20 protein-coding genes and 1 pseudogene are annotated in these 26,786 nt (G+C 70.9%); 5 read left to right on the forward strand and 16 right to left on the reverse strand.

Annotation, left to right across the window (positions count from 1 at the left end; translation table 11 throughout):
- Positions 1 to 287: 287 nt before the first annotated feature.
- The 4 genes from hpaE to Q5761_RS09415 all read right to left on the reverse strand — a co-directional run bounded on the left by hpaE (position 288) and on the right by Q5761_RS09415 (position 4,946).
- Positions 288 to 1,838, reverse strand: coding sequence for a 5-carboxymethyl-2-hydroxymuconate semialdehyde dehydrogenase (gene hpaE, locus Q5761_RS09400; RefSeq protein WP_318750398.1), 1,551 nt, complete (start codon positions 1,836 to 1,838; stop codon positions 288 to 290).
- A gap of 197 nt (positions 1,839 to 2,035) precedes the next feature.
- Positions 2,036 to 2,854, reverse strand: a complete 819-nt coding sequence (locus Q5761_RS09405; RefSeq protein WP_318750399.1) for a fumarylacetoacetate hydrolase family protein — start codon at positions 2,852 to 2,854, stop codon at positions 2,036 to 2,038.
- Positions 2,851 to 4,029: a 2,4-dihydroxyhept-2-ene-1,7-dioic acid aldolase gene (hpaI, locus tag Q5761_RS09410; protein WP_318750400.1), complete on the reverse strand. Its 1,179-nt coding sequence runs from the start codon at positions 4,027 to 4,029 to the stop codon at positions 2,851 to 2,853. The genes Q5761_RS09405 and hpaI overlap by 4 nt, the downstream gene beginning before the upstream one ends.
- A 242-nt stretch (positions 4,030 to 4,271) precedes the next feature.
- Positions 4,272 to 4,946: a GntR family transcriptional regulator gene (locus Q5761_RS09415; RefSeq protein ID WP_135224162.1), complete on the reverse strand. Its 675-nt coding sequence runs from the start codon at positions 4,944 to 4,946 to the stop codon at positions 4,272 to 4,274.
- Positions 4,947 to 5,240: 294 nt separating this feature from the next.
- Between Q5761_RS09415 and Q5761_RS09420 the strand changes: the two genes are divergently transcribed.
- The 3 genes from Q5761_RS09420 to Q5761_RS09430 all read left to right on the forward strand — a co-directional run bounded on the left by Q5761_RS09420 (position 5,241) and on the right by Q5761_RS09430 (position 10,891).
- Positions 5,241 to 6,746 carry a spore germination protein gene (locus Q5761_RS09420; protein ID WP_318750401.1) on the forward strand — a complete coding sequence of 502 codons (1,506 nt, stop codon included), beginning with the start codon at positions 5,241 to 5,243 and terminating at the stop codon, positions 6,744 to 6,746.
- Between the two features lie 71 nt (positions 6,747 to 6,817).
- On the forward strand, positions 6,818 to 9,160 hold the full coding sequence (locus tag Q5761_RS09425; protein ID WP_318750402.1) for a Ger(x)C family spore germination protein: 2,343 nt from the start codon (positions 6,818 to 6,820) through the stop codon (positions 9,158 to 9,160).
- Between the two features lie 126 nt (positions 9,161 to 9,286).
- Positions 9,287 to 10,891 carry an amidase gene (locus Q5761_RS09430; protein WP_318750403.1) on the forward strand — a complete coding sequence of 535 codons (1,605 nt, stop codon included), beginning with the start codon at positions 9,287 to 9,289 and terminating at the stop codon, positions 10,889 to 10,891.
- 82 nt (positions 10,892 to 10,973) lie between these two features.
- Here the strand turns inward: Q5761_RS09430 and Q5761_RS09435 are convergent, their stop codons facing one another.
- The 7 genes and pseudogenes from Q5761_RS09435 to Q5761_RS09465 all read right to left on the reverse strand — a co-directional run bounded on the left by Q5761_RS09435 (position 10,974) and on the right by Q5761_RS09465 (position 17,042).
- Positions 10,974 to 11,519, reverse strand: coding sequence for a hypothetical protein (locus Q5761_RS09435; protein ID WP_318750404.1), 546 nt, complete (start codon positions 11,517 to 11,519; stop codon positions 10,974 to 10,976).
- A 7-nt stretch (positions 11,520 to 11,526) separates the two neighbouring features.
- Complete coding sequence (locus Q5761_RS09440) at positions 11,527 to 11,910, reverse strand: hypothetical protein (RefSeq protein ID WP_318750405.1); 384 nt, start codon at positions 11,908 to 11,910, stop codon at positions 11,527 to 11,529.
- A gap of 31 nt (positions 11,911 to 11,941) precedes the next feature.
- The gene (locus Q5761_RS09445; RefSeq protein WP_318750406.1) at positions 11,942 to 12,271 is read right to left on the reverse strand and encodes a cell wall arabinan synthesis protein; all 330 of its coding nucleotides are present in this window, start codon (positions 12,269 to 12,271) and stop codon (positions 11,942 to 11,944) included.
- 16 nt (positions 12,272 to 12,287) lie between these two features.
- Positions 12,288 to 14,948 carry a hypothetical protein gene (locus Q5761_RS09450; protein WP_413084598.1) on the reverse strand — a complete coding sequence of 887 codons (2,661 nt, stop codon included), beginning with the start codon at positions 14,946 to 14,948 and terminating at the stop codon, positions 12,288 to 12,290.
- Positions 14,949 to 14,950: 2 nt separating this feature from the next.
- Complete coding sequence (locus tag Q5761_RS09455) at positions 14,951 to 15,616, reverse strand: nuclease domain-containing protein (protein WP_413084599.1); 666 nt, start codon at positions 15,614 to 15,616, stop codon at positions 14,951 to 14,953.
- Positions 15,614 to 16,634: pseudogene (locus Q5761_RS09460) on the reverse strand (DUF2357 domain-containing protein); the annotation flags it as partial. The gene Q5761_RS09455 and the pseudogene Q5761_RS09460, both read right to left, overlap by 3 nt.
- A 132-nt stretch (positions 16,635 to 16,766) precedes the next feature.
- Positions 16,767 to 17,042, reverse strand: a complete 276-nt coding sequence (locus tag Q5761_RS09465; RefSeq protein WP_318750410.1) for a PLDc N-terminal domain-containing protein — start codon at positions 17,040 to 17,042, stop codon at positions 16,767 to 16,769.
- A gap of 274 nt (positions 17,043 to 17,316) precedes the next feature.
- On the opposite strand from Q5761_RS09465, the gene Q5761_RS09470 reads away from it, so the two are divergent.
- Positions 17,317 to 18,024: a gamma-glutamyl-gamma-aminobutyrate hydrolase family protein gene (locus tag Q5761_RS09470; RefSeq protein ID WP_318750411.1), complete on the forward strand. Its 708-nt coding sequence runs from the start codon at positions 17,317 to 17,319 to the stop codon at positions 18,022 to 18,024.
- Between the two features lie 64 nt (positions 18,025 to 18,088).
- Here the strand turns inward: Q5761_RS09470 and Q5761_RS09475 are convergent, their stop codons facing one another.
- The 5 genes from Q5761_RS09475 to Q5761_RS09495 all read right to left on the reverse strand — a co-directional run bounded on the left by Q5761_RS09475 (position 18,089) and on the right by Q5761_RS09495 (position 24,876).
- The gene (locus tag Q5761_RS09475; protein WP_318750412.1) at positions 18,089 to 19,435 is read right to left on the reverse strand and encodes a Ger(x)C family spore germination C-terminal domain-containing protein; all 1,347 of its coding nucleotides are present in this window, start codon (positions 19,433 to 19,435) and stop codon (positions 18,089 to 18,091) included.
- Positions 19,432 to 20,709, reverse strand: a complete 1,278-nt coding sequence (locus tag Q5761_RS09480; protein ID WP_318750413.1) for a GerAB/ArcD/ProY family transporter — start codon at positions 20,707 to 20,709, stop codon at positions 19,432 to 19,434. Before Q5761_RS09480 ends, Q5761_RS09475 begins: the two co-directional genes overlap by 4 nt.
- Positions 20,710 to 20,808: 99 nt before the next feature.
- Positions 20,809 to 22,677 carry a spore germination protein gene (locus tag Q5761_RS09485; protein WP_318750414.1) on the reverse strand — a complete coding sequence of 623 codons (1,869 nt, stop codon included), beginning with the start codon at positions 22,675 to 22,677 and terminating at the stop codon, positions 20,809 to 20,811.
- A gap of 358 nt (positions 22,678 to 23,035) precedes the next feature.
- Positions 23,036 to 24,403: a short-chain fatty acid transporter gene (locus Q5761_RS09490; RefSeq protein ID WP_318750415.1), complete on the reverse strand. Its 1,368-nt coding sequence runs from the start codon at positions 24,401 to 24,403 to the stop codon at positions 23,036 to 23,038.
- Positions 24,404 to 24,501: 98 nt separating this feature from the next.
- A complete protein-coding gene (locus Q5761_RS09495; protein ID WP_318750416.1) occupies positions 24,502 to 24,876 on the reverse strand; it encodes a nuclear transport factor 2 family protein in 375 nt (124 codons plus the stop codon).
- 331 nt (positions 24,877 to 25,207) lie between these two features.
- On the opposite strand from Q5761_RS09495, the gene Q5761_RS09500 reads away from it, so the two are divergent.
- Positions 25,208 to 26,479: a M20/M25/M40 family metallo-hydrolase gene (locus tag Q5761_RS09500; RefSeq protein ID WP_318750417.1), complete on the forward strand. Its 1,272-nt coding sequence runs from the start codon at positions 25,208 to 25,210 to the stop codon at positions 26,477 to 26,479.
- Positions 26,480 to 26,786: the final 307 nt, after the last annotated feature.

Below are 26,786 nucleotides of genomic sequence, written 5' to 3' on the forward strand. Positions count from 1 at the left end.
GCGTCGCCGCCCGGTCCGGCGGTCGGCTGCCTGCCGCCCCGCCAGGCCTGGTTCTTCCGGACGAACCGGCCCCAGCCCGGTTCGCCCTGTGCACCACCCATCCCGCTCGCCCTGCGAAGCACCCTGGGCGCCGGGTTGGCATACCCGAAAGCACCCCGGCCGGCGTCCCCTGTGCCCACGGCCGCATACGGCATCGCCATCGGCGGCACCGCCTGCGGGACCGGGGCCGCGGCGCGGCGGACTGGCGCGGGTTCGGTGGCGCTCACCGGCCCGCCCAGCCAGCCGGTTCATCCCGCACCGAAGCGCGGGATCGGGTGCTCCCCCAGGGCCACGTGGATCACCTGCCGCTCGCAGTAGAACTCGAAGCTGTAGTCGCCGCCCTCCCGGCCGATGCCGCTGTCCTTCATCCCGCCGAAGGGCGTCCGCAGGTCGCGCACGTTCTGGGAATTGAGCCACACCATGCCGGCGTCGATGGCCTGGCCGACCCGGTGGGCCCGCCCCACGTCCCGGGTCCAGACGTAGGCCGCCAGCCCGTAGCGGACGGCGTTGGCCAGGCGGACCGCCTCGTCCTCCGTGCGGAAGGGCGTCGCGACCACCACCGGCCCGAAGATCTCCTCCTGGAACACCCGCGTGCCCGGCCGGGCGCCGGCGAAGACCGTCGCCTCGAGGTAGTTGCCCCCCGCGAGCTCCGGCGGGAGCCCGGGTGGCCGCCGCCCGCCGGTCAGAAGCTCCGCCCCTTCGGCCCGCCCGGCCTCCACGTATCCCATCACCCGCCGCCAGTGTTCGGGGTGGATGAGCGGCCCCAGCTCCGTGCGCGGGTCGGCCGGGTCGCCGATGCGGATCCGAGCCGCCCGCCGGGCCACGGCCTCGACCACGTCGCGGTAGACCGGTTCTTCCACCAGGAGCCGCGACCCCGCCGTGCACCGCTCGCCGTTGAGGGAGAAGACGCCGAACACCGCGGCGTCCACCGCCCGCTCGAGGTCCGCGTCGGCGAAGATCACCACCGGCGACTTGCCGCCCAGCTCGAAGGAGTACCGCTTGAGGGTGGCGGCCCCGTTGGCCATGATCGCCTTGCCCGTCGTGGTCTCGCCGGTGAAGGAGATCAGGTTGACCGCCGGGTGGGCCACCAGGCTGGCCCCGGCCGGCTCGCCGAAGCCGTGGACCACGTTGAACACACCCTCCGGCAGCCCCGCCTCCGCCACGATCTCCGCCAGCATGTGGGCGGAGAGGGGCGCCCACTCGGCGGGCTTGAGCACGCACGTGTTCCCCGCCGCCAGGCAGGGCGCCACCTTCCAGGTCGCCAGCATGAAGGGCGTGTTCCACGGGGTGATCAGACCCGCCACCCCGACGGGCTTGTGGACCACGTAGTTGACGAACCGGTCCCCCACCTGCCAGACGTGACCGCCCAGGTCCTGGATCCGCCGGGCGAAGAAGCGGAAGTTCTCCGCCGCCCGGGCCGCCTGCCCCCGCGCCTGGCTGACGGGCATGCCCGTGTCCAGCACCTCCACCCGGGCGATGGCCTCGCTGCGGGCTTCGATGCGGTCGGCGATGCGCTCCAGGTACCGGGCCCGCTCCGCCGGCAGCATCCGCGGCCACGGCCCCTCGTCGAAGGCTCGCCGCGCCGCCTGCACCGCCGCGTCGACGTCGTCCGGGCTGCCCTCCGCCACCTCCGCCAGGGGCCGGTTGGTGGCAGGGTTCAGGGTGGTGAAGAACCGGCCTTCCTTCCCCGGGACGAACCGGCCGCCGATGAAGTGCAGCGCCTGCCGGGGGACGGTGGCCGCCGGCCTCCCCGCGCCTTGCCCCTGTTGGTGGACCGCCTCTCCCATCGCTCCGCCCATGACCTCACGCTCCCATCGGCCGTCCCCGCAACCGCCGCCCGGTCGCCTCGATCACTCGCCATGGCCGAGAGCGGCCATCCGTACGACGCAACGGACCATGGCCACCGCCCAACGGCCGTCCGCTCGACCCGGCCGGACCCCATCGCCCCGCGGTAACCCGCCCTCAAGCGGCCTCGGGTCACGCAACCGGCCTCGGGTCACGGCCCGGCGGGCGGCGTCCCCACAGGTCCGGCCCGCGGCCCGGTGTCTAGCCCGCTGCGCGGCCCGCCGGACGCCGGTTCCTCCACCACCGGGTTATCCAGCGCCCCCAACCCGTCGATCTCCAGCCGCATCACGTCGCCCGGTCGGACCGGGCTGATGCCCTTGGGCGTTCCGGTCAGGATCACGTCGCCGGGCTCCAGGGTCATGAACTCGCTGAGGTACGCCACCAGCTCCGGCACCCGGCGCAGCATCTGGGAGGTGTGCCCCTGCTGCCGCAGCTCCCCGTTGACGTACACCCGCATCCCCAGCGCGTGGGGGTCGGCGATCTCCCCCTCCACGAGATAGGGCCCCAGGGGACAGAAGGTGTCCCAGCCCTTCGCCTTGACCGGCGGCCGGTAGACGTTGGTGATGAAGTCCCGCACCGTCACGTCGTTGGCGATGGTGTAACCGCCCACCACGTCGTAGGCCCGTTCGGGCGCCACCCGCCGGCACCGCCGTCCGATGACCACCGCCAGTTCGATCTCGTAGTGGACGAACCCGGCCCCCGCCGGCACCACCACGGGCGCCCGGTGACCCACCCAGGTGTTGGGCGGCTTGAAGAAGAGGGCCGGTTCGTCCGGCACGGAAAGCGACAGCTCGGCGGCGTGGTCGGCGTAGTTCAGGGCCAGGCCGATCACCTTGCGGGGCTCGACGGGCGGCAGGAAGCTCACCGCGTCCTCCCGGTGGGGGCGGCCGGCCTCGTCCACCAGGACGCCGGGCTCGGCCAGGTATCCCTCGTGGTAGCGGCCGGCAGCGAGGAAACGGGCCCGCTTCATGCCGTCCCGCCTCCCGCCGCCCCGGCGGCGTCCGGCGCGGCGGTCGGCCCGCGCCGCCCGGAAGCCCCGGCCGCCCCCGGCGCCGGATCGGCCGTCGCACCGGCACGCGGGCCGGCGTCGCCGCGCCCGCTGACCCTGGAGGTCGGCCCCATCCCGCGCACCGCGATCCCGCTGCCCGCCCCGTGCGGCGAGCCGGTGGCGTCCCCGACCGCGGCGACCGGGCCGCCGGCATCCTCGCCGGCGGCAGGTTCCCCGCCGCGTGGCACCAGCTCGAGCCCGTACGACGCCATGACCCGCCGCAGCCGCTCCTGGTTCGCCGGCGACGGCTCGCACAGCGGCGGCCGGTACACGGGATGGATCCTCCCCAGCTGGCCCAGCACCCACTTCACCGGGCCGGGGTTCGTCTCCAGGAACAGGGCCTCGTTCATCGGCAGCAGGTGGTAGTGGAGGTCGATGGCCTCCCGCCAGCGGCCTGCGGCCACGTGGTCGTAGAGGGCCGCCACCTCCCGCGGCAGCACGTTGGCCGTGGCGCTGAAGTGGCCCACGCCGCCCATGGCCAGCATGGGGTAGCAGAGCAGCTCGATGCCCGAGTAGACGTGGAAGTCCCGCCCGCAGGCGTGGAGCACCTTGGAGACCTGCTCGAAGTCCTTGTTGGACTCCTTGACGCCGATGATGTTGGGGCAATCCCGGCGCAGCCGGGCCATGGTGGCAGGCTCCAGGTTGACCGCCGTCCGCCCGGGGATGTTGTACAGGATCAAGGGCAGGTCGACCGCGTCCGCCAGCCGGCGGAAGTAGCGGTACAGCCCCTCCTGGGACGGCCGGTTGTAGTAGGGGACGATCACCAGCGCCGCGTCGGCGCCCAGCTTCGCGGCGAACCGCGTGAGGCGCAGGGTCTCGTCCAGGTTGTTGGTGCCGGTGCCCGGGACGAACGCAACCCTTCCCCGGATGGTGCGGGCGGCCAGCTCCATCACCTGTTCCCGTTCCTCCAGGGACAGGGCGCTGGGCTCCCCGGTGGTGCCACAGACGGAGATGCCGTGGCTGCCGCTGTCGATCTGCCACTCGATGAGGTCGACCAGGGCCTTCTCATCGATGGCCCCGTCGGGGCGGAAGGGTGTCACCAGGGGGACGATGGACCCCTTGAGCCGCGCGGCGTCCCGCGGCGCCGTCCTGGCCATGGTTCCGGCCTCCCCTCTCTAGGCGTCCCACAACGCATCCCACGTCCTGCGATAGGCGTCCCACCACCCATCCCACTGCCTGCCGCCGGCGGGTCATGGCTCACGTCACGTCCTGCCACCTCGGCCCGCCAGGATGAACGGCGCTGGATCCCGCGGGTGGGTTACATCCCGCAAGGGGAAGCCGAGCGGGCTTGGCGCGTCACCGCCTGCGCAGACGGATCCGTCCGGGGCAGACGGGTCCGTCACGAGGCGGGACCACCCGTGGGGACGCCCGCCGGCTCCGGCCGGTTCGTCCGATAGGCGGCGACGGTGCGCAGCTTGTGCTGCCGGGCGAAGGCTTCGATGGCCTCCGGCTCCGCCCCGGCCCGGATCATCTCCAGCAGCTGGCGATGCTCTTCGATGGACTCCCAGCCCCGGTGGGGGACGTAGCGGAAGATGGTGCTGCGAATGCGGTCGAGGCGGTCCCACGTCTGGTGCAGGAGCTCGATGAGATAGGGGTTGGGGCATCCGGCGTAGATGGTGAAGTGGAACCGGCGATTGAGACGGCCGAAGGCCATGACGTCCAGTTCCTCGAGCGCCTCGGCCATGGCCCGGTTGATGGACTCCAGGTGCTGGAGGTCCACGGCCGCGAGGCGGGGCGCCGCGGCAGCCGTGGCGGCCCCTTCGAGGACGGCCAGGACCTCCATCAGGTGCTCCCATTGGCGGGGGTCGGCCGGCGCCACCTCGGCCCCGGCATGGGCGCGGTAGACCACCCAGCCCTCGGCCTCGAGGCGACGGATCGCCTCCCGGACGGGCACGGGACTGACCCCCAGCTCCCGCGCCAGGGCGTCGATCACCAGCCGGTAGCCCGGGCCGTAGGTCCCGTCGAGGATCCGCTGGCGGATGACCTGGTAGGCATGCTCCTGTTTGCTGCCCATCCCACGGCCCCTCCGTTCGGCCTGGGCGGACCGCCGCCGTCGCGGGTGCCGCAGCCCCGGGGTCGAACCGGCCCGATGGCGCCGGATGCTATCTGAAATCATATAGGATCCACGACGTGGCTGCCAACCCCCGCCGCTCGATCGTCCCGCCATCGCTCGCTCCGGGTGGCCGAGCCCGCACCCGCGACGGGCGGTCCGGACGGCGATCCGACCACGGCGACCCCCGTTGCGATGCCTTCGACCCCGGCGGCAACCCGCTAGGAATGATCCGCGACAGCCCATACTACGCCTGCCATGGCCAACCGCAACCTGGTGGAACGGCTCACGCGCGACATCCATACGGCCAGCGCCCGGCTCGGGGCGTATCTGGACGGTTGGGCCGCCGACCGGGCGACGATGGAACCCCTTCCCCGCGGCCTCGATGAGACCACCCGCCGCCTGGCCGCGCTGCTCGGCCATGCCAGCGACCTGCACATCCGTCACCTGCGGCTGCCGGGCCAGGTCCGGGTGGCCGTTGCGGTGATCGACGGGCTGGCCGACGACGAGCTCATCCATCGCTTCGTGTTGGTCCCGCTGGCCCGCGTCCCGACCGGCATCGACACCCCGGAGAAGGTGGTGCGGTGGCTCGTCCGCCGCGGGCTGCAGGGAACCCGCCTGCAAGCGGCCCGCCGCTTCGACGACGTCGTGCGGGAGCTGCACCGCGGAAGCGCCGTGGTGCTGGTGGACTCGGTCGACCGCGCCCTCATCCTCGACTTCAGCGGCTTCGAACACCGGCTCCCGGAGGAGCCGACGTCGGAGGTGGTGACACGCGGGCCGCGGGAGGGCTTCACCGAGGTCCTGCGCACCAACCTGGCCGCCATCCGGCGCCGCCTGGCCGACCATCGCCTGCGCATCGAGGACTTCGAGGTCGGCCGCCTGAGCCACAGCCGGGGCGCCCTCCTCTACGTGCTCGGTCGCGCCGACCCCTTGCTGGTCGAGACCGTCCGCAGGCGGCTCGCCGCCGTCGACCTGGATACCGTGGTCGACACCAGCCAGCTGGCCGCGTTCCTCTCGGGGCGGCCCTGGTCGCCCTTCATGCAGTACCGCAGCACCGAGCGCCCCGACGTCTGCACCGCCGCCCTCACCGAGGGGCGGGTGGTCCTGATGCTGGACGGGACGCCCTTTGCCCTGATCGCCCCGGCGACCTTCTGGGACTTCCTGCAGAGCCCGGAAGACCACTACCTGCGCTGGCCCTTCGGGACCGCCATGCGTCTCCTGCGCCTCTTCGCCGTGTTCGTCAGCGTGAGCGGCCTGGCGCTGTACGTGGCCATCGTCAACTACCACCATGAGCTGATCCCGACCAACATGCTGGTCACGATCCTCACCAGTCGCGCCGCCGTTCCCTATCCCACGGTGGTCGAGGCGATCATCTTGAACCTCGGCTTCGACCTCCTGCGCGAGGCGGGGGCCCGCATGCCCCGCGGCATCGGCGGTGCGCTGTCCGTGGTCGGCGCCTTGGTGGTGGGGGAGGCCATGGTGCGGGGTGGTCTGGCCAGCGCCCCGATGGTGGTGCTGGCCGCGGTGACGGCGGTCGCCACCCTCTCCCTGCCGACCTTCGCCGTCACGGTACCCTTCCGCCTGATCTCCTACGCCCTGTTGCTCCTGGGCAGCGCCTTGGGGTTGTTCGGCATCGCCATGGGGGTGACCGTCGTGGTCGGGCACCTGAGCTCCCTGGAGTCGGTGGGGAAGCCCTTCCTCGCCCCGCTGGCACCCTGGCGGGGTGGGGCGCTGCTGGAAGACGTCCTGGTGCGCATGCCGTAGACCCGGCACCGCAAGCCGGTGCCCTTCGTCCCCGTGGAGCGGACCTTCGCGCGGACGGCGGGGCCCACGCCATGAGATCGCAACGGGTCGAAGCCGTGCAGGTCGCCATCAACGCCATCATCGCGGTGACCACGGCGGCGCTGCTGTACCTGCCGCGGCCCGTGGTGGTGCGGGCGGGGCGGGATGGCTGGATGGCGGTGGGCCTGGCGACGCTGCTCGGCATGGCCCTGGCCTGGTGCTGGTGGGCCCTGTTCTTCCGGCCGGAGCGGGCACCGGGCGAGCAGGCGTCGGGGACCCGGCCCGGCTGGGGCGATCGCCTGCTGGCCGCGGGCCTCGCCGGGTACGCCACGTACCTGGCGGCGGTGCTCGTCGCCCAGGTTGCCACCGTGTTCGCCACGGTCCTGCCGGAGATGCCCGTCGCGGTGTTCGCCGCCGGGACGGCGCTGACGGGTTGGGTCCTGGCGGCCTACGGCCTGGAGGCGGTCTACCGCAGCGGCCAGGCGCTCTTCCCCCTGATGGTGGGGGCCAGCGTGCTCAACCTCGCCGTCGTGCTGGCGGGGAACGTGGACGTCCGCGAGCTGACGCCCCTCCTCGAAACGGGTCTCGGTCCGGTGATGGCCGCCTTGCCGGTGGCCTTGGCCTTCGCCGGCGAGGCGGTCGTCGTGCTGGCAGCCGCCGGCCGGGTCCGGGACCCTGGGCGCCTGCGCCGGGCGCTGCCCCTGGCCGTGGCCCTCTCAGGCCTCCTGCTGGTCGCCTACACCGCCGCCGCCGTCGCGGTGCTCGGGGCGACCGAGGTGGCGCGGTCCACCTTCCCCGTGCTCAGCCTGATCCGTCAGGTCCGCGCCAGCCTGTTCCTCCTGCGCCTGGAGATCCTCACGCTGTTCGCGTGGCTGACGGGCGCCTTCGTCCATCTGGGCTTGTTGCTGACGGCGGCCGGGACGGCCGCATCCCGCGCTCTCTCCGTGCGGTCGCGATGGCACGGCGTGGTGACCGCCGTCCCCGCCGCCGGGGCGGGATGGTTGGGCGTGGTGGCGTTCGAAAGCGGTCCAATGCTTCTCGACCACGTGGAGCGGATCTTCCCGGCGGTGTCCATGACGGGGATGGCCTTCCTGCTGGTCGGCGGGTGGTTGAGCCTCAAGGGACGCCGGTCCAGCCGACCGCGACCGCCGACGCCCCGGACCGGGTCCCCCCGGTTGGACGGGAGGGAGGAGACCGGATCCGCTGCGTCTGCGAAGGCAGGTCCTTCCCGCCTTGAGGTCCGTGGCGCCGCGCCCGGGTCGCGGCGGGCCGCGGCCCTGGGGATGCTCGCCCTCTCGGCCGGCCTGTTCCTCGGCGGCTGCTATGGCCGCATCGAGCCCGAGCAAGCCGCCGTGGTGACGGTGCTGGGCCTCGATCGAACCCGCAGCGACCGCCTGCTGCTCACCGTCGAGATCGTCGGCGCCCCCACCACCGGTCCCATGGAACAACCGGGCAGCATCGCCCACCGGCTGCTCCACGCCGAAGGCCAGTCGCTCCTCGACGCGCAGCGGCGGCTGGAGCTGGCCGCGGGGCGGGAGATGCTGTGGAGCCACGTCAACGTGGTGCTGGTGGGGCGGGACCTGGCCCGATCGCGCCTCGAGCCCGTCCTGGACACCCTGTCCCGGCGCTACACCTTTCGCCGCAACGCCTTCCTGTTCGTCACCGACGGCCCCGCCGGCCGGTTCCTCCACCGCCTCCAGCCCGCCTTCGGCGCCCCGCGCTTCGTCGCCTTCCAGCGGATGATGCTTCGCCCCTCCGCCCGTCTCGGCCCGCCCATCGATCTGAACTCCTTCCTGCGCACCGTGGGCCACGGGGGCGAAGATCCGGCGGTGCCGGTCGTCGATCTGGCCGCTTCGACGCCGTCCGAGCCCATGGTGCGCCGGGTGGCCCTTTTCCGCGGGATGCGGCTGGTCGCCATGGCGGACGAACCGGCTACCCGAGGCCTGTACTGGTTGACGGGCCAGCAAGAGGTGGACCGGCTGGTGTGGCCCTGCCCCGGGGATCCGCCGGGCCGTGGGTTCGGGGCCACCGCCGTGCGCAGCAGCAGCCGGCGGAGTGCCCGCTGGACCCCCGAAGGGCCTGCGGCCTCCGTGCGGGTGCGCGTGGAGGCGGACGTCGAAGAGTGGCGATGTACGGAGCCCCTGACGACGGCCGCCTTGCCGCGCGCCGAGGCCGCAGCGGAACGCGCCGTGCGCCGCGACGTCGCCGCCCTTATCGACTTGGCGCGGCGTCAGGGGGTGGATCCGGCCGGGTTCGGCCTGGAATTGCACCGCCGCGATCCCGCCGCGTGGCGGACCGTGGCCTCGCGGTGGCGCCGGCGCGTCGCGAGCCTCCCGGTCTCGGTGCAGGTGGACGTCCACCTGCGGCGCACCGGGTTGACGATGGGTGCGCCCTGATCCCACGGGCACCGGTCCCCGAGGCCGCGCGGGCAGGAACCGACTGCCAGGGGACGTATATGGCGGAGCGACGGGGCGGCAGCGTCCTCCCGCCGCCCGCGCAGCCCGTCCAGGGGGGCCCAGGCCGTGGATTTCAAGGAATATGACCGATACGACGGTCTCGGTCTCGCCGAGCTCATCCGCTCGCGTCAGGTGAAGGCCGTGGAGGTGGTCGAGGCGGCCATCCGGCGCATCGAGGCCGTCAATCCCCGGCTGAACGCCGTGGTGGTACCGCTTTTCGAGCAGGCTCTCGAGCGCGCCCGGGCGATCGACGGCCAGCTCGATGCCGCCAGGTCCGGGACCGTCAGGGCCTCCGGTTCCGCCCCCGGTGACGCGACCGGTGGATCCCCGGCCACCACCGGCCACGCTACGGGTTATTCCGCCGGAGGCCCCTTCGCCGGCGTCCCCTTCCTCGTGAAGGACCTGGGCGAGGCGCTGGCCGGGGTGCCCTTGACCAACGGCTCCCGGGCGTATGCCGGGTTCGTCCCGGATCACGACGCCGAGACGGTGCGGCGCTACAAGGCGGCCGGGCTCGTCATCCTGGGGAAGACCAACACGCCCGAGCTGGGCCTCGTGGCCTTCACCGAGCCCGAGCTCTTCGGCCCCTGCCGCAACCCCTGGGACCTCTCCCGTACCCCGGGCGGCTCGAGCGGCGGCTCCGCGGCGGCGGTGGCAGCGGGCATGGTGCCCCTGGCCTCGGGCGGCGACGGCGGCGGATCCCTGCGCATCCCCGCCTCCCATTGCGGCCTCTTCGGCTTGAAGGCAAGCCGTGGCCGCACCCCGACCGGGCCCGACTTCGGCCAGCTGTGGCACGGTGCCGCGGTCTACGGGGTCGTCACCCGCTCAGTGCGGGACAGCGCCGCCATCCTGGACCTGCTGGCCGCGCCGGAGCCCGGGGCACCCTACGTGATCGCCCCGCCCCGCCGTCCCTACCTGGACGAACTCGGCCAGGACCCTGAGCCGCTGCGCATCGCCATGGACACCCGCTCGCCCGTCGGCCGGCCCGTGGATCCCGAGTGCGTGGAGGCGGTGCGGCGGGCCGCTCGCCTGTTGGAGGAACTCGGCCACCACGTGGAGGAGGCCCGCCCGGAGATCGACGGCCTGGCCCTGGCCCGCAGCTACCTCACGATGTACTGCGGGGTGGTGGCGGCGGAGGTGCGGCGGGTGCGGGAGCTGCGGGGTCCGGAGGCGGTGCAGCAGCTGGAGCCGGCTACGCGGATGCTGGGCCTTCTGGGTGAGACCGTCAGCGCGGGGGAGTTCAGCCGCGCCCTGGACCAGTGGGACCAGGCCGCCCGGGCGCTGGGCCGGTTCTTCCAGGATTGGGACCTGTACATGACGCCCACGGTGGCCCGGCCGCCCGTGGCCATCGGGGAACTGAAACTGTCGCCGGCCCAGGAACGGCTGATGAAGGTGCTCAACGGCCTGGGCGCCCTGGGCTCGGGGCGGATCTACCGGGCGGCGGGCATCCTGGAGACGGTGGCGCTGGAAAACCTGGCCGCAACCCCCTTCACCCAGCTGGCCAACCTGGCCGGGGTGCCGGCCATGTCGGTGCCGCTCCACTGGACGCCGGAGGGCCTGCCTATCGGCGTCCAGTTCGTGGCGCCCTTCGGCGGCGAAGACGTGCTCTTCCGCCTGGCGGGGCAGCTCGAGCGGGCGGCGCCGTGGTTCGAGCGGCGGCCGCCGCTGCCGTGATCCCGCGGGCCGGCCGGTGGAGTCGGGCGTAGAAGCCCGCGGGTCCGGCAGCGGGCGCCCCGGGTTGCCCTCTTCAACCCGTTCAGCCCTCAACTCCCCGGGTCGCCGCGGGCGGCCGCTGGATCCTTGGCAGCGGGGCCTGCGGGCGCCTTGTGGCTGCCCTGGCCGCAGCCAGCAGGACCAGCGGCGATACGACAAGGCCCGCCCCGATGTAGGCCGGCGTGTAGTACGGCAAGGCTTCAGCTTGAAGGACGCCGAGCCACTCCTGACCCTTGAAGAGGTCCAGATGGGCCAGATAGGTGAGATAGGCACCCCCCAGGATCAGCACGCGCTCCATCGCCGCGGCCACCACGCCCAGGGCGGCCACCTGGGACCACGGGTATGCGGTGTGCCTGCGACGGCTGACCCAGCCGACGAACAGGCCGCCCACCGCGTACGGGATGGTGCTCATGAGCAGCCCGCTCATCCACACCGTAGCGGGCGGCCAGGGTGCGTTGTGCCAGGCGCTGAAATCGGTCCGGCCGAGCAGGAGCAGGGCGAACAGGATGACCAGCCCCAGGACGTGGGGCGTCAACACGTACGCCACTCCGGTCACCGTCACCGTCAGGACGCCGTCGATGGCGGGCACCGTCGGATCAACTCCCCTCAGGCTGGGGCCGGCCGAGACACACGGCCAGGTCCGCAGCGATCAGCACCAGATACGTCACCAGAGGCAGCAGGACGACCAGCCGAACGGGCGACATCAAAAAGGGCACCGCCAGGATGGCCGTTCCTCCCGCCAGGGACAGGTCATAACCCAGGAGCCTGGCGGTACGGGCACGCGGGTTGAGCCGCCGTATGGCCATCGGCGCCCAGCTCAATGAGAGCAGGGCCAGCATGGACGCGAGCAAGATGATGCCGGTGCTGTGGAACCGGCCCCCTTGCAGGTGGTAAGGGAGCCAGAAAAGGGCCCCATAGAGGACCGCCGCGGAACCGACCACCCCCACGAGCAGCGCCGGCACCGCCGTGATCCGGTGCACCGCCTCCACCCCCTCAATCGTGTTAGCAGGCTCAGTAGGCGGCCGCCATCCCGTATATCAGGAGCAGGACAAAGGCCGCGAGGTAGACAGGCCCCACCGCCACCGTGGCGAGATCCGGCCGGCCCCGCTGCATCGCCACCCCCGCCCCCACCAGCAGCAACGGCCCCAGGGCGCCGGGGGTGGCCAGCACCGCCGACAAGCCGAGCAGATAATAGCACGGCCCCAACGCGCAGATCGCCGCGACGAACAGCCATCCCGGCCGTCGCCGCACCAGGCCAAGGACCGACGCCACCACCATCGCGACCACGGCGCCGAGGCCCATGGTCAACTGGACGGTGACCGCGTGAAGGTCGAAGGGCATGGATCACCCCTCCCGGTTAGAGATAGGTCGCAAATCCCTCTGTGGTGAGCTTTCTGAGGAGGCGTTCCGCCTCGACCGCCATCCTCCGGCAGCCGTGTCCCTCGGCCCAGCGCCGTACGGCCTGCAGCGGTTCCTCCAAGCGGTGGCGCTGGCCGTGGAGCCTGGGAAGCAGCTTCATCGACACCGCCCAGTCGAAGGCGACCCTCGCAGGATCGGAGGAATCGGGAACCTCGAACCCATCGCGCAACGGCGATTCGAGACCGAGGTGCACGAACGCCAGGACCTCATCGACCACCCGATACCCAAAATGGAGGTCGTGGTCGTAGAGCCTCTCGTTGAGCTCCGCCAGGGCTCGCACGATCCAGGGGTACCGACGGGCGGCCTCGCGCACCAGTTCCTTGTCGACCCCGGCGCAGCGTCCGCCCCTGATGAAGTCGCGGCGCAGGAGGTCGAGTTCTTCCTCTGTGACCACGCCGTAACCGGTGTTCGGGGGCGCGGGCGGGTAGCCCGGGTCCAGTCGCACCTCCCGGAAGGCTACGGTGAAGGCCCGGTCCAGCACCTTGGGGCTGAAGGCGAAGGTGGTCTCGTCGATGTTGACGGTGCCGATGATATAGACGTTGGGCGCCAGCCGGACCGCCGTTTTTTCGGCAGGCCTCGCGCCGACCGTGGCGTCGGCCGGTCCCATCTCCCCCGCACGTCCGGGGATGTCCCAGTCGCCCGGCTCCCGTGTCTCCTCGGCCAAACCCGGGGACAACGCGATGGGCAAGTCCCGGCCCGTCTCCATGGCGCTCAGCAGGTCGGCCAGGTAGTACTCGACCCGCGCCAGGTTCATCTCATCGAGGATCAGGAAATAGGGGCGTACCCCTGGCGCGGTGGCGGGAGCGCCGTTCGAGGCGCCCATGCCATCAGTCCTCGGAGTCGCCAACTTTGCCAGCGCCGAGGCCGCCGTTCCCCGGATGGCGGGATCGTCGGCAGGCAGGCCCGCTGCGGCCACAACGTTCCTGAGCCGCTCTGTGAGGGCCTCCCAGCACGCGTCTAGGTTGGCAGGGTCACCGCGGCCTTCCACGATCGTACCAAGGCTGATTGGCCGCGCAACGCCCAGAACCCGGAGTAGCCGTCTCAGCAGGTACTCTTGGAAGATAGGTGGTACGCGTTCAGGTTCGATAGCCGCCAGGGCTCGGAGAACCCGCGAGAACGGTCGGTATTTCTCCGTGGCAGCGAAGACCCGGACTGCATCGCGCACGCGCTCGCCCAGCCCGCGACGGTGATCGGCCAGAACCCGCGTGGCCTCCCACAGGGTCGCGATGCCGGAACTCAGCCGCGGGGCGCCACCGACGTCGCCCATGGCGTTGCGGTACGGTTCCCATAGCTCACGGACGTCCTCGTCCGTCCAGGTGGAGAGGTCCCGGCCCCACCGCACCAGGCCGGCCCGCAACGCATCGACCTGCTGCGGGTCGAGGTTGCGACGCACGTATTGGGACAGCTGGGCGTCGCTCACAGGCCGGCCGGGGGATGGGAGTCTACCCTCATCCCACTCCGCCTCCGCCTCCCACAGGAACCGTAGGATGGGGGTCTCCTGGTAGCGTCCGGTGAAGGGGTTGTAGTAACCGAGCACGGAGGTCGCGTCCCGCCAATCCGGACGCACGGCCTGAAAACATTCTCGGGCCGAGAGCAGCGCCGCCAGCTCCCGTGCCAGTCGGGTCTTACCGGTTCCACTCAGACCGGCCAGGATCACGAACCCCTTGGTCTTGCACGCCGTGTAGACGGCCACGATCTGCTCGGGATCGTATTCCAGACCCCGGGTAGCCAGGTACTGGGCTAGGCGGTGGGCCAGGCGGGGCCCTTCGCGCGATGGCTCTTCCTTCCCATTTTCTTCCGGAGCGCCCTCGCCATCGGAGGCCCGGTGTGAGGTTGGGGCGGCGGCCGGGGACTGGAGGTGGTGAGTGGGCCGCACCTCCGGGGGCCTCGGCAGGACGGGCCAGGGAGCCGCCAGCAGCGCACTGCAGTGGTCTGCCAGCTCCGCGGCCCCCTGCCACCGATCGGGATCGTCGAGACGTGTGCCAAGGATCAGATGGTTGTCCATCGCCGCCTGGGGTTCAGGGGGGATCCCGAGGGGACGCCAGGCCTCCTCCAGCCGGCGTACCACATCGAATTGCCCTAGCCGTGCCAGGATGGCCTTGTGGGCGCTCGGGTTCCCCCACGGGAAACCCCCGCGGGGCTGAGGCGTGTCGGGCTCCGCCGCCCACGCATGGACCCCGGCGAGGATGACGGCCGGGATCCACCGGTCCGCATCGCCACGAAGGGGCGCGAACTCCACCTGCATTCCGAGCTGCCAGCTCAGGCGCCCTCCGTCCGCCCAGGGATTGAGGAGCACCCGATCGAACGGGTGGGTCCGTCCCGCCATCGCCGGTTGCGCCTTGAAGGTCAGGTGATAGGCCGGCCGGAGGAACTTGTCGGTGTCGCCATGGGGCCGGAAGCGCGGCATCGCGCCGCTTTCGTCGAGCCAGCGCTCGTAGGCGATCCTGTAGAGCTCCGTGCGATCGGCAGGGCTGAGGGGCTGCCCGACCCTCTCCAGCACCCGTTCGACCACGTCAAGGAGGAACCGGCGAGCGACGGCCACCAGTTCGAAGCGGTCCAGGTCCTGGTTGTTCTTCCAGAGCGTCAGCAGGTCCGCCATCTTCAAGACACCTCGTCCTGCAGACCGGGCCGATACGGGATGGCTCCAACGCCCTGCGGCCCGGATTCCTCCATCAGGCCCCCGATGTCCAGGCCCTCCCATCGGCGACCGTCCGCGCCGAAGAACAGCCGACGGTCACCCGGATAGAGGATCACCGCCGCCCGGCACCGCAAGGCATCGCGGTAGGCATGGATGGTCATGAGATCACGGCGGGTGGGATGGCGTTCCGGATCTGCTTCCTCGTCGGGTCCCAACTCGTCGGTGACCAGCCGAAAGCTGAACTTGGCATCCACGCAGATCCGCCCGCGCCGGGGATGCTCGATGATGAAATCCGGTCGCATGCTCACCGAGTAGCTGCCCCGACCACCCCGACACCACGACTGGTAGCGGAGCACGGTCCCATCGGCGAAGCGGACCCCCAGGGCCTGTGGGCCGCGGTCCTCGCTCGTGGACCACGGCTCGCCACCCGGCGGGCCACAGATCTCGCCGAGTTCTTTCACCAACCGGAACAAGCACCACCACTCGTAGAGGGTGGCAATGTCCCGATTGGCGATCGCCTCACCCAGGTCTCCACTGAAGGGCAGCCGACCAAGCAGGAACAGGGGGTACAACCGGTACAGCTCACGGTAACCCTCCCCCTTGAGCAGCACGTGGGAGGAGACGGGCATGACACCCAGGGGGCCCACCTCCGGCCACCAGGCCGCGCGCTCCAAGGTCGCCATGGCCTCTCCAAGGACCCCGATGCCGTCCTCCCGCAGCCGCGCGTCCGATACGGCACGCTGCACTTGCGCGATTGCTTCACGAAGCTGTTCGGCGAAGTGCCGGACGAACCGGTTCTCCGGAGTGTCATGGGTTTCTTCGGGTCGCGCCTGCCACACCCGTGCGGACATACCGCTGCCCCGATGCCGTCGTCGCCGCCGGGCGGGGGTCGGGCCACCACGCTCCGGGATGGGCGGCCAGCCAGGTCACTGCCGAGGCGTCGATGCGCGTTGCCCGGGCAGCTGGGACCACAGCGTCTTCCAGGGTAAGGACCCGGTGCGGACTGGCGACGACGGTGTGGAAGGCCTCCGCCAGTTGCCGGCCATACCGGCGAAGAAAATGGAAGGTGAAGAGAGCCGACGGGCGTGCGCCGGCCAGGTGGGTGGGGAAAGCCGTGGCACCCCGGTACGCGAAGGGCCAGGCGATCGCGGCAGCTGCGATGTCATCCACCAGCGCCCGCACGAAACGGGGATAGAAGAACCAGCGCTCCGCATCGCGGGGATCGAGGCTGAGCTTCGGGCTGACCACTTCGAGGTGGAGGGGCTCGCCGACTTCCTTCCCCGCGGCGATCACGCGGAGGCTGCTGCGGCCCACCCGGTTGCCGTAGTGGATGTGGTAGCCCCCCACCTGCAGCCGGGGGGCAGGCTCGTCACCGGCCCAAAGCGTTTCCGGATGGTTCGACCGGTCCTTCCAGGAAATGGTCGCCACGTAGTCGCTCCACTCGCGGATCACGTAGACCGGCGCCCCCGGGTCGTCCAATAAACGGGGCAGGTTCGGGACGTAGTAGATCGGTGCGGCAGCAGCATCTTCCCGGAAGGGCTTAAGGGTCAGCGTGAATGGCCCCCCTTGCCATGCCAAGCGCGGTAGCGCTTCCACCTTGTCACCCCGTGGCGACGGCGGCCGGGAAGCCCACGTCCCGGGTGCCATGGGCCTCCCCTAGGACTGGGTAGGCCACGCCTAGTCGGTGTTCGTGGGTTCCCCGTAGGTTCCGGTTTCTCCCACTCACTTACTACCGCATTTAGCCAATCGACGTCTATCCTGCCTCCCGCCCCGGTACGTTCAAACTCCCACCGCCCGGCCCCGCCCCCGGCTCCTCCGCACCGACACCCAGTACGCGGACCCGCCCAGCAGGGGCAGCACCACGGCCACCGCCACCCAGGCCACCCGGGCTAGGAGCCGCAACCTGCGCCGCCCCGTGTCCCGCACCGTCCAGACCACCAGGGCCAGGTCGGCCAGGGGAGGCAGGAGCATCATACCCAGGTAGCCCGCCGCACCGGCCAGATCGCCGGCTAGGGATCGGCCGGCCGGCGGGAGCGTCGCCGCCGGCGGCAGCACGGCCGGTTCTTCCCCGGTTGCGGCGCCGGCTGCCGCCCGGCCACCCTCGTCCCGGAACGAGCCTCCGGTCGGCGGCGTACTGGTTTCGGCGGCCCCCTCCTGGGTGGTGCGAGCTGCTCGGCTACCGCGGCTGTTCGACGTCGGAGACGATGGTTCTTGCTGCCGGGAACGGCTCCCCATCGAAGGGCTCCCGGGAGGAACCGACCCCGGCGGTGCGAAGGGAACAGCGATCGCCATCGCTGCGGCTTGTGGGGTGGTGGTCGTGCCCCGACCCGTGATCGGCGTAACCTCTTATGGGTGGGACGCGCGCGGTCGCCTGTTCGTCCCCGGCGACTACCTGACGGCGGTGCGGCTGGCCGGCGGCATCCCCGTGGTCCTCGTGGCGGACGGCCCGCCACCGGAGGAGATCGCGGCCCGGGTCGACGGGGTCGTCCTGGTGGGAGGCGGTGACGTGGACCCCATCCATTACGGCGCCGACCCCCACCCCACCGTCACCGGGGTCGACGCAGCGCGCGACGCCTTCGAACTGGCCCTGGTCCGCCTGGCCATCGAGCGCCGCATCCCCGTCCTGGGCATCTGCCGCGGCGCCCAGGTGATGAACGTGGCCCTCGGGGGTGACCTGGTCCAGCACATCCCCGACCGCTACGGCCACGGGGTATCGCACGCACCCCCCGACGGGAGTGGACCGCGGGCGGTGCACGCGGTCACCCTGGTGCCGGGCAGCAAGCTCCACCACATCTACGGGGCGGACCGCATCCGGGTGCGCTCCCGCCATCACCAGGCCGTGGGGCGGCCCGCCCCGGGCCTGGCGGTGGCGGCAACCGCGGACGACGGCGTCGTCGAGGCGGTGGAGTGGACCGATCCCACCCATCCCTTCGCCATCGGCGTGCAGTGGCATCCCGAGGACGGGATCGCCCACGATGCGCTCCAGCAGCGGCTCTTCGCGGCGCTGGTCGAGGCGGCCGGACGGAGCGGGGCGTGAGCGGTGCGCCGCCCCCGGTGGCACCGTGGCGGGGGGACGATCGCCGCCGGACGGCACCCTCCCGTCACGGCGCCGAGACCGTCAGCTGCTGCCCGCGGACATGGAAGGTGACCGTCAGCTCGGGGCGGAGGTCCCGCACCCAGGTGCGCCACTGGCTCCGGATGGTCCGCCACGTCGCCGGGTCCTGGCGGTGCAGGGCCGCCCCGAGCCCGACGGGGTCGACGCCCAGCGCCGCGGCGCGGGCCAAGGCGGCCTCGATCCAACCGCGGGTCTGCCGGGCTGCTGCCTGGGCCACCGCTTGGATGCGTCGCCGGTCGACCTGGGGGTCGCGGCACTGCCACTCCAGCACGACGCCCGCCAGGTCGACCTCGAGGCGCACCCCGGGCATCGTGGCGCCGGACAGGGCCTCGATCCCGTTCGCCCCGGACCCGGCCGCTGCGGACCCGGCCGCCCCGGACCCGGCCGCTGCGGACCCGGCCACCCCGCCCGCCCCAGAAGCCCCGGCGCCGCCTGCGCCGTTCGCCGCGGCCGTCGGGCCGATCACCCGCACCCGCGCCTCGTCCTGGTCGACCTGGAGCGACACGCCGGTGCCACCGGTCCGGTCTCCGGACCCGCCCCCACCGGGTGCCGTGGCGGTCTCCCCCGGACAGGGCACGACCAGGGTGAAGGGATGCGCCTCGCCCCGCGCCATCAGCAGCCCATGGTGGAGCGGAGGCGGCAGGAAGCCCACCAGCCGGTCGCCACGGAACAGGGCGATCCCCGCCGGCGCAGGGCTCACGGAGCTCCCCTCCCCGGCCGTGGTCACCACGGGGAGGAAGGGGTCGGTGCCCGGCGTGTCGAGCCAACGCAGGACGGTGTTGCCGTCGACGCCCCGTATGGTGCCGGGCCGGTTCTTCCGGGTCACGGCGTCGAAGGAGCGGGTCACAGCCCGGTCGAGGGAGGGCCGCAGCTGCAGAAGCATCGCGCCGGCCTCGCCCCGCACCACGTACAGCGAGGCCCGACGCTCCACGCGATACCCGCGGGAGATCATCTCCAGCAGGGGCCGCAGGCCCGACCGCGCCGCCGCCTCGCCCACCAGGATGTGATCCGCGAAGGACCAGCGGACCTCGCGGGGGATGCGATCGTCCAGCGCCTGGGCGGCCGCCTGGGGACCGGGCCCGACCGCCGAGCGGAACAGGTTGGTCCGCGTCGCGGCACCGGCCGCCCCCGCTCCCGCACCCCCCAGCGACGCGGGCAGCACCAGCTCGGGCACCGGCACCGCCACCGTCCACCGGTAGCCGCCGGATGGGGCGCGGTCCAGGGCGGCCACGGTGACGAAGGCCAGGTCGTTCACCTCGCTGTAGCCCCAGCACCCCGTCAAGGCCAGGGCACTGAGGACCAGGACGAACCCGGCCCCGAGACGAGCCCTCACGTTGTCACTGCCTCCTCCGGGGCGCCGGCCGCCCGCACCGACATGGCCCCCCTCCCGCCGTCCGTCGGTGGCCGGAGCGTCCGTCCGGAGCGGGAGCCGACCGCGGGATCGATCCCGGGGCTCCCTCCGTTGGCCGCCGCGGGGACTTCGTCGACGGCCGAGCGCCCAGGGGCCGGCGGGGACGGTGACCCGTCGCCCCGACGCCGCGGATCCACCGGCAGGAGGCCCGCCACCGTACCGGCCGCCAACCCGGCCCATCCCACCAGGGGCCACACCCGGGTGAACTGCCATTCCCAGCGCTGGGTGTCCGGGAAGAGCCAGAAGGCGACCGCGACGGCCGCCGCCGTCACCGCCCCGTGAACCAGCCCCTGCCGGCGCTCCGTGAGCCCCAGGGTCACCCGCAGGGTGACCCCGGCGACGTAGACGAAGAGCGCCAGCTTGAGGGCGATCCCCAGCAGCCAGGCCGAGATGGTGAAGATCTCGGGTCGCGAGAGCACCGGCACCGGCCGCGCCAGCCGCGCCAAGACGAACGTGGGCGCCACCGCCCGCGTGGTCTCGCCAGGCCCTAACACCGCCACACAGGCCGCCGTCACGCCGGCCAGCAACGCGATCATGCCCGCCGCGGCCAGCACCAGCGGCCGGACCCGCCGATCCCGGGATGCCAGCCCGTCCGCGAAGTAGGCCAGCAGCAGGGTCTCCGCCGCCGCGGCCGCCATCACCCCGGCGCCCCGCACCAGGGGAGCGGGGCCGTGCTCCAGCAGCGGCAGCAGCTGCGCCCACTCCGCGTTGCCCGGCAACAGGATGGCCAGGTTGACGAAGAGCGCCGCCACCATCACCGGCAGGACCATCAATCCCACCCGCGCCAGGGTCTCGCGGCCGTAGGCAGCCAGGACCCACGCGGTCAGGGCCAGCGTCCCGTGAAAGGCCCATACGGGCGTCTCGGCGTAGACCACGACCATCAGCATCACCGTCTCCCCGAGGATCCCGCCGGCATGGTAGAGGGCATAGGCCACCAGCACCGGCAGCAGCAGCCAGCGCGCCCAGGGGTGGCCGCGCAGCCGGTCGAGGGGCGTCAGGCCCGGCCGCAAGTAGAACGCGTACCAGGCGCCAAGGACCAGGGCCACCACCGGGGTGTTGACCAACACCGCCAGCCACGCATCCCGGCCGGCCACGGCCGTCAGCGACCGCGGCAGGAAGAACACCAGGGTCGCCAGCACGACGACGATCAGGAGCGCGGCAAGGGACACCGAATCCACCTGATCGCGCCGTGGCAATGCCGTCCCTCCCTACCTACCCCGGCCCAAGCAGGCGGCCCCCGTGGGCCCCAGGCCCAGCAAGGCGGCCCCCCGTGAACGCTCGCGACCCGCCCGGGCTCACCGTCCCGGTCCCGTCTCGCGCCCGATCAGCGGCGGCTTGCCCCGCATCATCACCCACGGTGCCCGGACCAGCGTGTCCTCCCAGCCCTGCGGCCGGTAGGGCGCATGGGGCGCGAGATACGGCACGCCCACCGAGCGCAGGGAGGCCATGTGGGCCAGGACGATGACGAAGGCCGTCACCAGTCCGTACATCCCGAAGACCGTGGCCACCCCCAAGAAGACGTAGTGGAGGATGCGGAAGGGGATGGCGGCGGCGAAGGTCGGTAGCGCGAAGGCGGCCATGGCGCTGGCGCCGATCAGGATCAGCGTCGGCGCGGTCACGATGCCCGCCCGCACGGCCGTGTCCCCGATGACGAGGCCGCCCACGATGGTGAGGGCGCCACCAACCTGGCGGGGCAGCCGCGTGGTGGCCTCCCGCAGGATGTCGAACACGAAGCTGAGCACGATGGCCTCGAGGGCCGTGGGAAAGGGCAGGGCCTCCCGCGATGCCGCCAGGGTGAAGAGGAACTCCCGCGGGATCAACTCCTGGTTGTAGGTGGTCACCGCCACATAGAGCGGGAGGCCCACGGTCATCAGCAGCACGGCGAACAGCCGCACCAGCCGCAGGGTCGAGGCGAAGGGCCAGCGCAGATAGTAGTCGTCCGGCGACTGCAGCAGGTCCCAGAACTGCAGCGGCACCACCACGGCAAAGGGCGTGCCGTCCACCAGCACCGCCACCCGCCCTTCCATGAGCCCGGCCGCCACCACGTCGGGTCGTTCGGTCAACCGAGCCTGGGGGAAGAGCGAGAGCGGGCGATCCTGGAGCAGCGCCTCCACCTGTTCCTCCGAGAAGACCAGATCCCAAGGGGCGGACTCCAGCCGCCGGCGCACCAGGGCCACGGTGCCCGGATCGGCCCGGCCGGCCACGTAGGCGATGGCCGTGCGGGTGCGCGTCTGCCGGCCGGTGTCCAGCTCCTCGATGCGCAGATGGGGGGTGCGCAGCCGACGCCGCAGGGCGGCGGTGTTGGTCCGCAAGACCTCGACGAAGGCCTCCCGGGGACCGCCGATGGTGCCCTCGGTGGCCGGGTCGTCGATGCTGCGGTGTTCGAACTGGCGCACGTCGACGAGCCATGCAGCCCCCGATCCCGCCGCGGGCCCAGAGGACGCCCGGGACGAGGGCACCGCGGGCACGCGGGACGGCGAGGACGAGGGTACCGCGGGCACGGGGGACGCCGAGGACGAGGACGACGCCGAGGGCACGGGGATCGCCATGCCCGCCGGGCGATCCACCGCCACCAGCGCGCATCCCTGGAGGAGACCGTCCACGACCTCGGCCAGACGGTGGACGGGACGAACCCGGCCGCCGGGCAGGAGCCCGCGATCCAGCCACCGGGCCGCTTCGTCGGCTGGCTCCGGCAATCGCTCGGTCAGGGGCCGCAGGATGCAGCGATGGACCAGCTCCTCCCCCACCAGCCCGTCCACGTAGGCCACCAGGACGAAGGCCGCCTGAGGCCGGCGAATCGGCACCACCACCAGGTCGGCCGGGTGACCGAGGGCGTCCCGCAGCCGATGCTCCAGCTCCGACACGGCGGGTGGGATGGGCGCCGCCAGCGCCAGCTCCGCGGTCCAGCGATCCACCTGGCCCAGGAAGTCGTCCAGGTGCTCCCGCAGCCGGGTGACCGGAGACTCGGCCAGGGGCGGTTGTCCGGTCACCGGCACGGGCGACCGGGAGGGTAGGCGGGGGTCGATGCGACCCGGCCGCCCGCCCGCCCCCGACAGGCCCCGGTCGGGATGGATCGCCGGCTGTCCTGTGCCGGCCGGGGCGGATGCGGTCCGGTCGCGGATACGGCCCGTGCCGGACTCCCGCATCGGCGTGTTCCTGTTCATGGGGTTCGACGGCTCCTCCAGGGCCTTCACCGGCCTTCACCGACCGCGACGCGCGATGGCGGGTCGCGACGCCCGATGGCGACCCGCAACGCACGACGGCGGCTCGCTCTGCAAAGACCCCGTGTCCTCTGAAGATCTCACCTGGATAAGGTCGCCGGCTTTCCGGGATGGTATGCCCGTTTCGGTGGCAGGAGGAACGCAAACGAAGGACGCGGCCGGCTCCGGCCTTCGGAGGCCGGGCCGGCCGCGGGACTCCCGCTCCGGGGCGTTCGCGCTGCGTTGCGGCCGCGTTCCCTGGCCAGTCGTTGGGTCCCGCACGGGTCCGCGGGCTGCCACGAGGGAACGCCATCGGTGCGCGTCACGGCAGCAGGACCAGCCCCACGCTCATCACCACGAAGGCGGCCAGCATCACAACGGCCGTGTACCCCAGGATCTGGCCCGCGCGCAGCCCCGTCATGCCCAGCAGCGGTAGGGCCCAGAAGGGCTGGATCATGTTGGTCAGCTCGTCACCAAAGGCCACCGCCATGACCGCCTTCCCCAGGTCCAGATTCAGCGCCTGGGCGGCCTGGATCACGATGGGGCCCTGGACCGCCCACTGACCGCCGCCCGACGGCACCGCCAGGTTGACCAGGGCGGCGCTGACAAAGATCCAGAAGGGGAAGGTGAGGGGCGTCGAGATGGCCACGAACCAGTTGGCGATGACGGCTACCAGTCCGGACGAGGTCATGATGCCCATGATGCCGGCGTAGAAGGGAAACTGTAGGATGACCCCGCTGGCGGAGCGCACGCCGTCGGCCACGGCCTGGGCGTACCGGATGGGCGTCCCGTGCAGGAGCAGCCCGAGGACCAGGAAGATGAAGATCACCATGTTGATGTCCAGGGCGGCGATGCCCTTCTGGGCAAAGGCGCTGACGATAGAGACCACGCCTGCCACGACCACCAGTCCCACCAGCACCCGACTGTTCTCGAGCCGCTCCGCCAGGGTCAGCTGCCCCGCGGGGCCTCCAGAGGCCAGTGGCGGCTCGGCAGCTGCCGCCGCCCCATTCCCGGACGAACCGGCCAGGGCCGGTGGCATCGCCACCTCCTCTCCGTCGGCGGGATGCATGCGAGCCATGATCCACGGCGACAGGAACAGCAGCACCAGCGCCACGATGATGTTGAACGGCCGGAAGAGGGTTTCCGTCAGGGGAAGGAGGCCCATCTGCTGCTCCAGGAAGTGACCAGGGGTGTTCACCGTCAGCGGGGCCGACCCCGAGAGTCCGCCGTGCCAGATCATCAGGCCGATGTACCCTGCGGCTACAAGGAGAGGGAAGTGCACCTTGATCCCGCGCCGGGCGCAAGACCGCCCGACCTCCAGGGCCAGTAGGGCACCCGCCACCAGGCTGAGGCCGTAGTTGATCAAGCCGAGGGCACCGGTGACGAAGGCCACCAGGGCGACCGCCTGCCTGGGCGCCCGGGGCCAGTCCGCAAGCCGCTGGAGTCCGCGGCGCACCACGGCGGTGTTGGCCAGCGCGTAGCCTGTGACTAGGATCAGTGTCATCTGCATGCCGAAGGCCAGCAGGTTCCAGAAGCCGCCGTACCAGTCGAGCACAAGCTGGTAGGGTCCGCGGTCGGTGAAGACCAAGCCCATCGCGTACACCACCAGCGTCAGCAGAATGGCAAAGATGAAGGAGTCCGGAACATAGCGATGGGTGAACCGGCTGAGCGCCTCACCGATACGCTGCACGTACCCCACCCCCAGCTGGGAAGGAAAATAAGCCCACCAGCATCCCACAACACGAATCTCGTTGTCCCTGGTACCGAATATGCGGTGCAACCCCACGCCTACACGAACCGGTCCATGAAGTAACTGTAGCGACGCCAGATGAGACCGTCGCGAAAGTGGTAAAAGTCGGCAAACCGCACGGCGACCTCTTCCCCGGTCTTCAAGATGCCTCGGAACACGCCGCGCACAGCCACCTGGTCGCCCTCGACCAGGACAGCATCCAATTGGTGCCGGCCCTCCCGGATCAGCCGCTCGGCTTGGTAGAAACGACGTAGGGCATCGATGCCTTCGATGGGATCCCGTCCGCCTCGCTCATACCGCACCTCCGGGTGGAATAGCGCCAGCAGCCCCTCAAGATCCCCTGCATCAACCCGCTGATAGTAGGTCAGAACCGCATCTCGCAGGCGATCGTCCACGACGGATCCTCCCCCCACACCCGTGCATCAGCCCGGGGTTTCGCCGGTCTCCGGTGCTGGTTGTTTCGACATCATTCGCTTGTCCCACCTTCCTGCGCAACGTATACTCACCCGTGACCCGAGTGGGTTTCCAACCCGCTGGTAGGATCCACGACTCGAAACGAGTGTAGGGTGATGCTTGGTCGGCTTGGCCACTGGCGGTATGCCAGCACTGTCGTGGTTCTGGTTTTGTTCCTCGCCGGCTGGATGGGGGTCAGCCTGGAAGCATCTCCCTGGCCAGCGGAGGCCAACAGCCCCCTTTGACAACAAGGTTGTACGGCGAGTCGACGCGGAACGGGCGACCGAACACGTGCGTGTCTTGTCCGAGCACATTGGGCCGCGGCCAGCGGGGCTGCCCGCCGAACGCCAGGCTGCCGAGTATATCGCCTCAATTCTCCAGCAATATGGCTATGAGGTATCCATGCAAACCTTTCCCACCCCAGACCAGTACATTGGGACCGTGACCCTCCCCGACGGTACCAGCTGGCAAATGGGTGCTTCGCGATTTGGTGCTATTACGGGTAACAATCCGGTTCGCGGAGTCGTCATCGATGCTGGACGAGGGATATCCCCGGACGAGTTTCCCGATGACGTTCGTGGCAAAGTTGTGCTGATGGAGTACGTTGCGAGTGCCCGTAATACCCAGGTTGCCAACGCCGCAGCGCGAGGTGCGGCAGCCGTTATCCTGTACTCGACCGTCGGCTCCCGGGGAAACTACGGATCGGCATTTTCACCTTCGCTGTCGACCAGCTACGGTATCCCAATTCTGGGAGCCGCGTTGATTCAAGGCCAGCGTCTCAAAGACATGATCCGTCAAGGAGGCGTAGAGGTTTCCATCGAGACTTACGCGTACACCAACCTGGAGTCGGTGAACGTCATCGGTCGCCGTCCCGCTCGTTCCGGTGAGGGCAACGCACCGATCGTTGTCGTGAGTTCCCACCTCGATAGCGTGGTTGGTGCGCCCGGAGCAAATGACGACGCGTCAGGGGTGGGCCTGGCCCTTGAACTAGCCCGAGTGCTTAAATCCTACAACATGGACAAGGAGCTGCGGTTCATCTTTTTCGGAGCGGAGGAAAGAGGATTGATCGGTTCCCGCTACTATGTGAGCCAGCTATCTGACGACGATGCACGCCGCATTGTCGCTGTATTCCAGGCCGACATGGTGGCCACCAGCTATCCCAACGTGACCCACCTTTATGCCATGACCGTGGACGGCGCACCCAACATCGTAACGGAAGCGGCGACCGCGGCTGGCGCAAGGCTCGGCAATTCCAGCATCTTGCCGGGGCAATTCGGATCTAGCGATCATGTACCCTTCCACAACCGCGGCATCCCCGCAGCCCTTTTCATCTGGATGCGCGTCGATAGCTGGGACCCCCTGGTTTATGACATTGAAAAAGTCTATCATACCCCACAAGATACAATCGCTGAAAACATCAGCCAGGAGCGCATGCAAACTGCTCTTGAAATCATCGGCGCCGCCGTGTTCGACCTCGCACGGAAGACCGTTCCAGCCCTGGATCGGGCTCCCCATTATCGCCCGCGGGCTGGGGAGGCGTCCGTCGCAGCAGCTATACGCTAGGCACACAACCAGATCGCCAACTTCGTCATCGCCCAGAGTGAGATTAATATTGCCATCGGCGATACCCCGCCCCACATCTACTTCAAGGAGTTGTGGGACCAGGTCAACGGCGGCCCCAAGAAGTACGGTGGCATCACAGATCCCGAGACACTGAGGAGGAATCTTGAGGAAAATTGCATCCCCCTGGCCGTGCTGGAGGGCGATGTGCCGGATTATGATTCGTTCCTGGCTGAGCGTCGCCGCTTGATGGCGCTCCGGATCAAGCGATGGTTTGAGAGACTATAGGGCAACCATTCCCGTCCCTTTC

It is taken from the genome of Thermaerobacter composti, assembly GCF_033582035.1.
GTDB lineage: Bacteria > Bacillota > Sulfobacillia > Thermaerobacterales > Thermaerobacteraceae > Thermaerobacter > Thermaerobacter composti.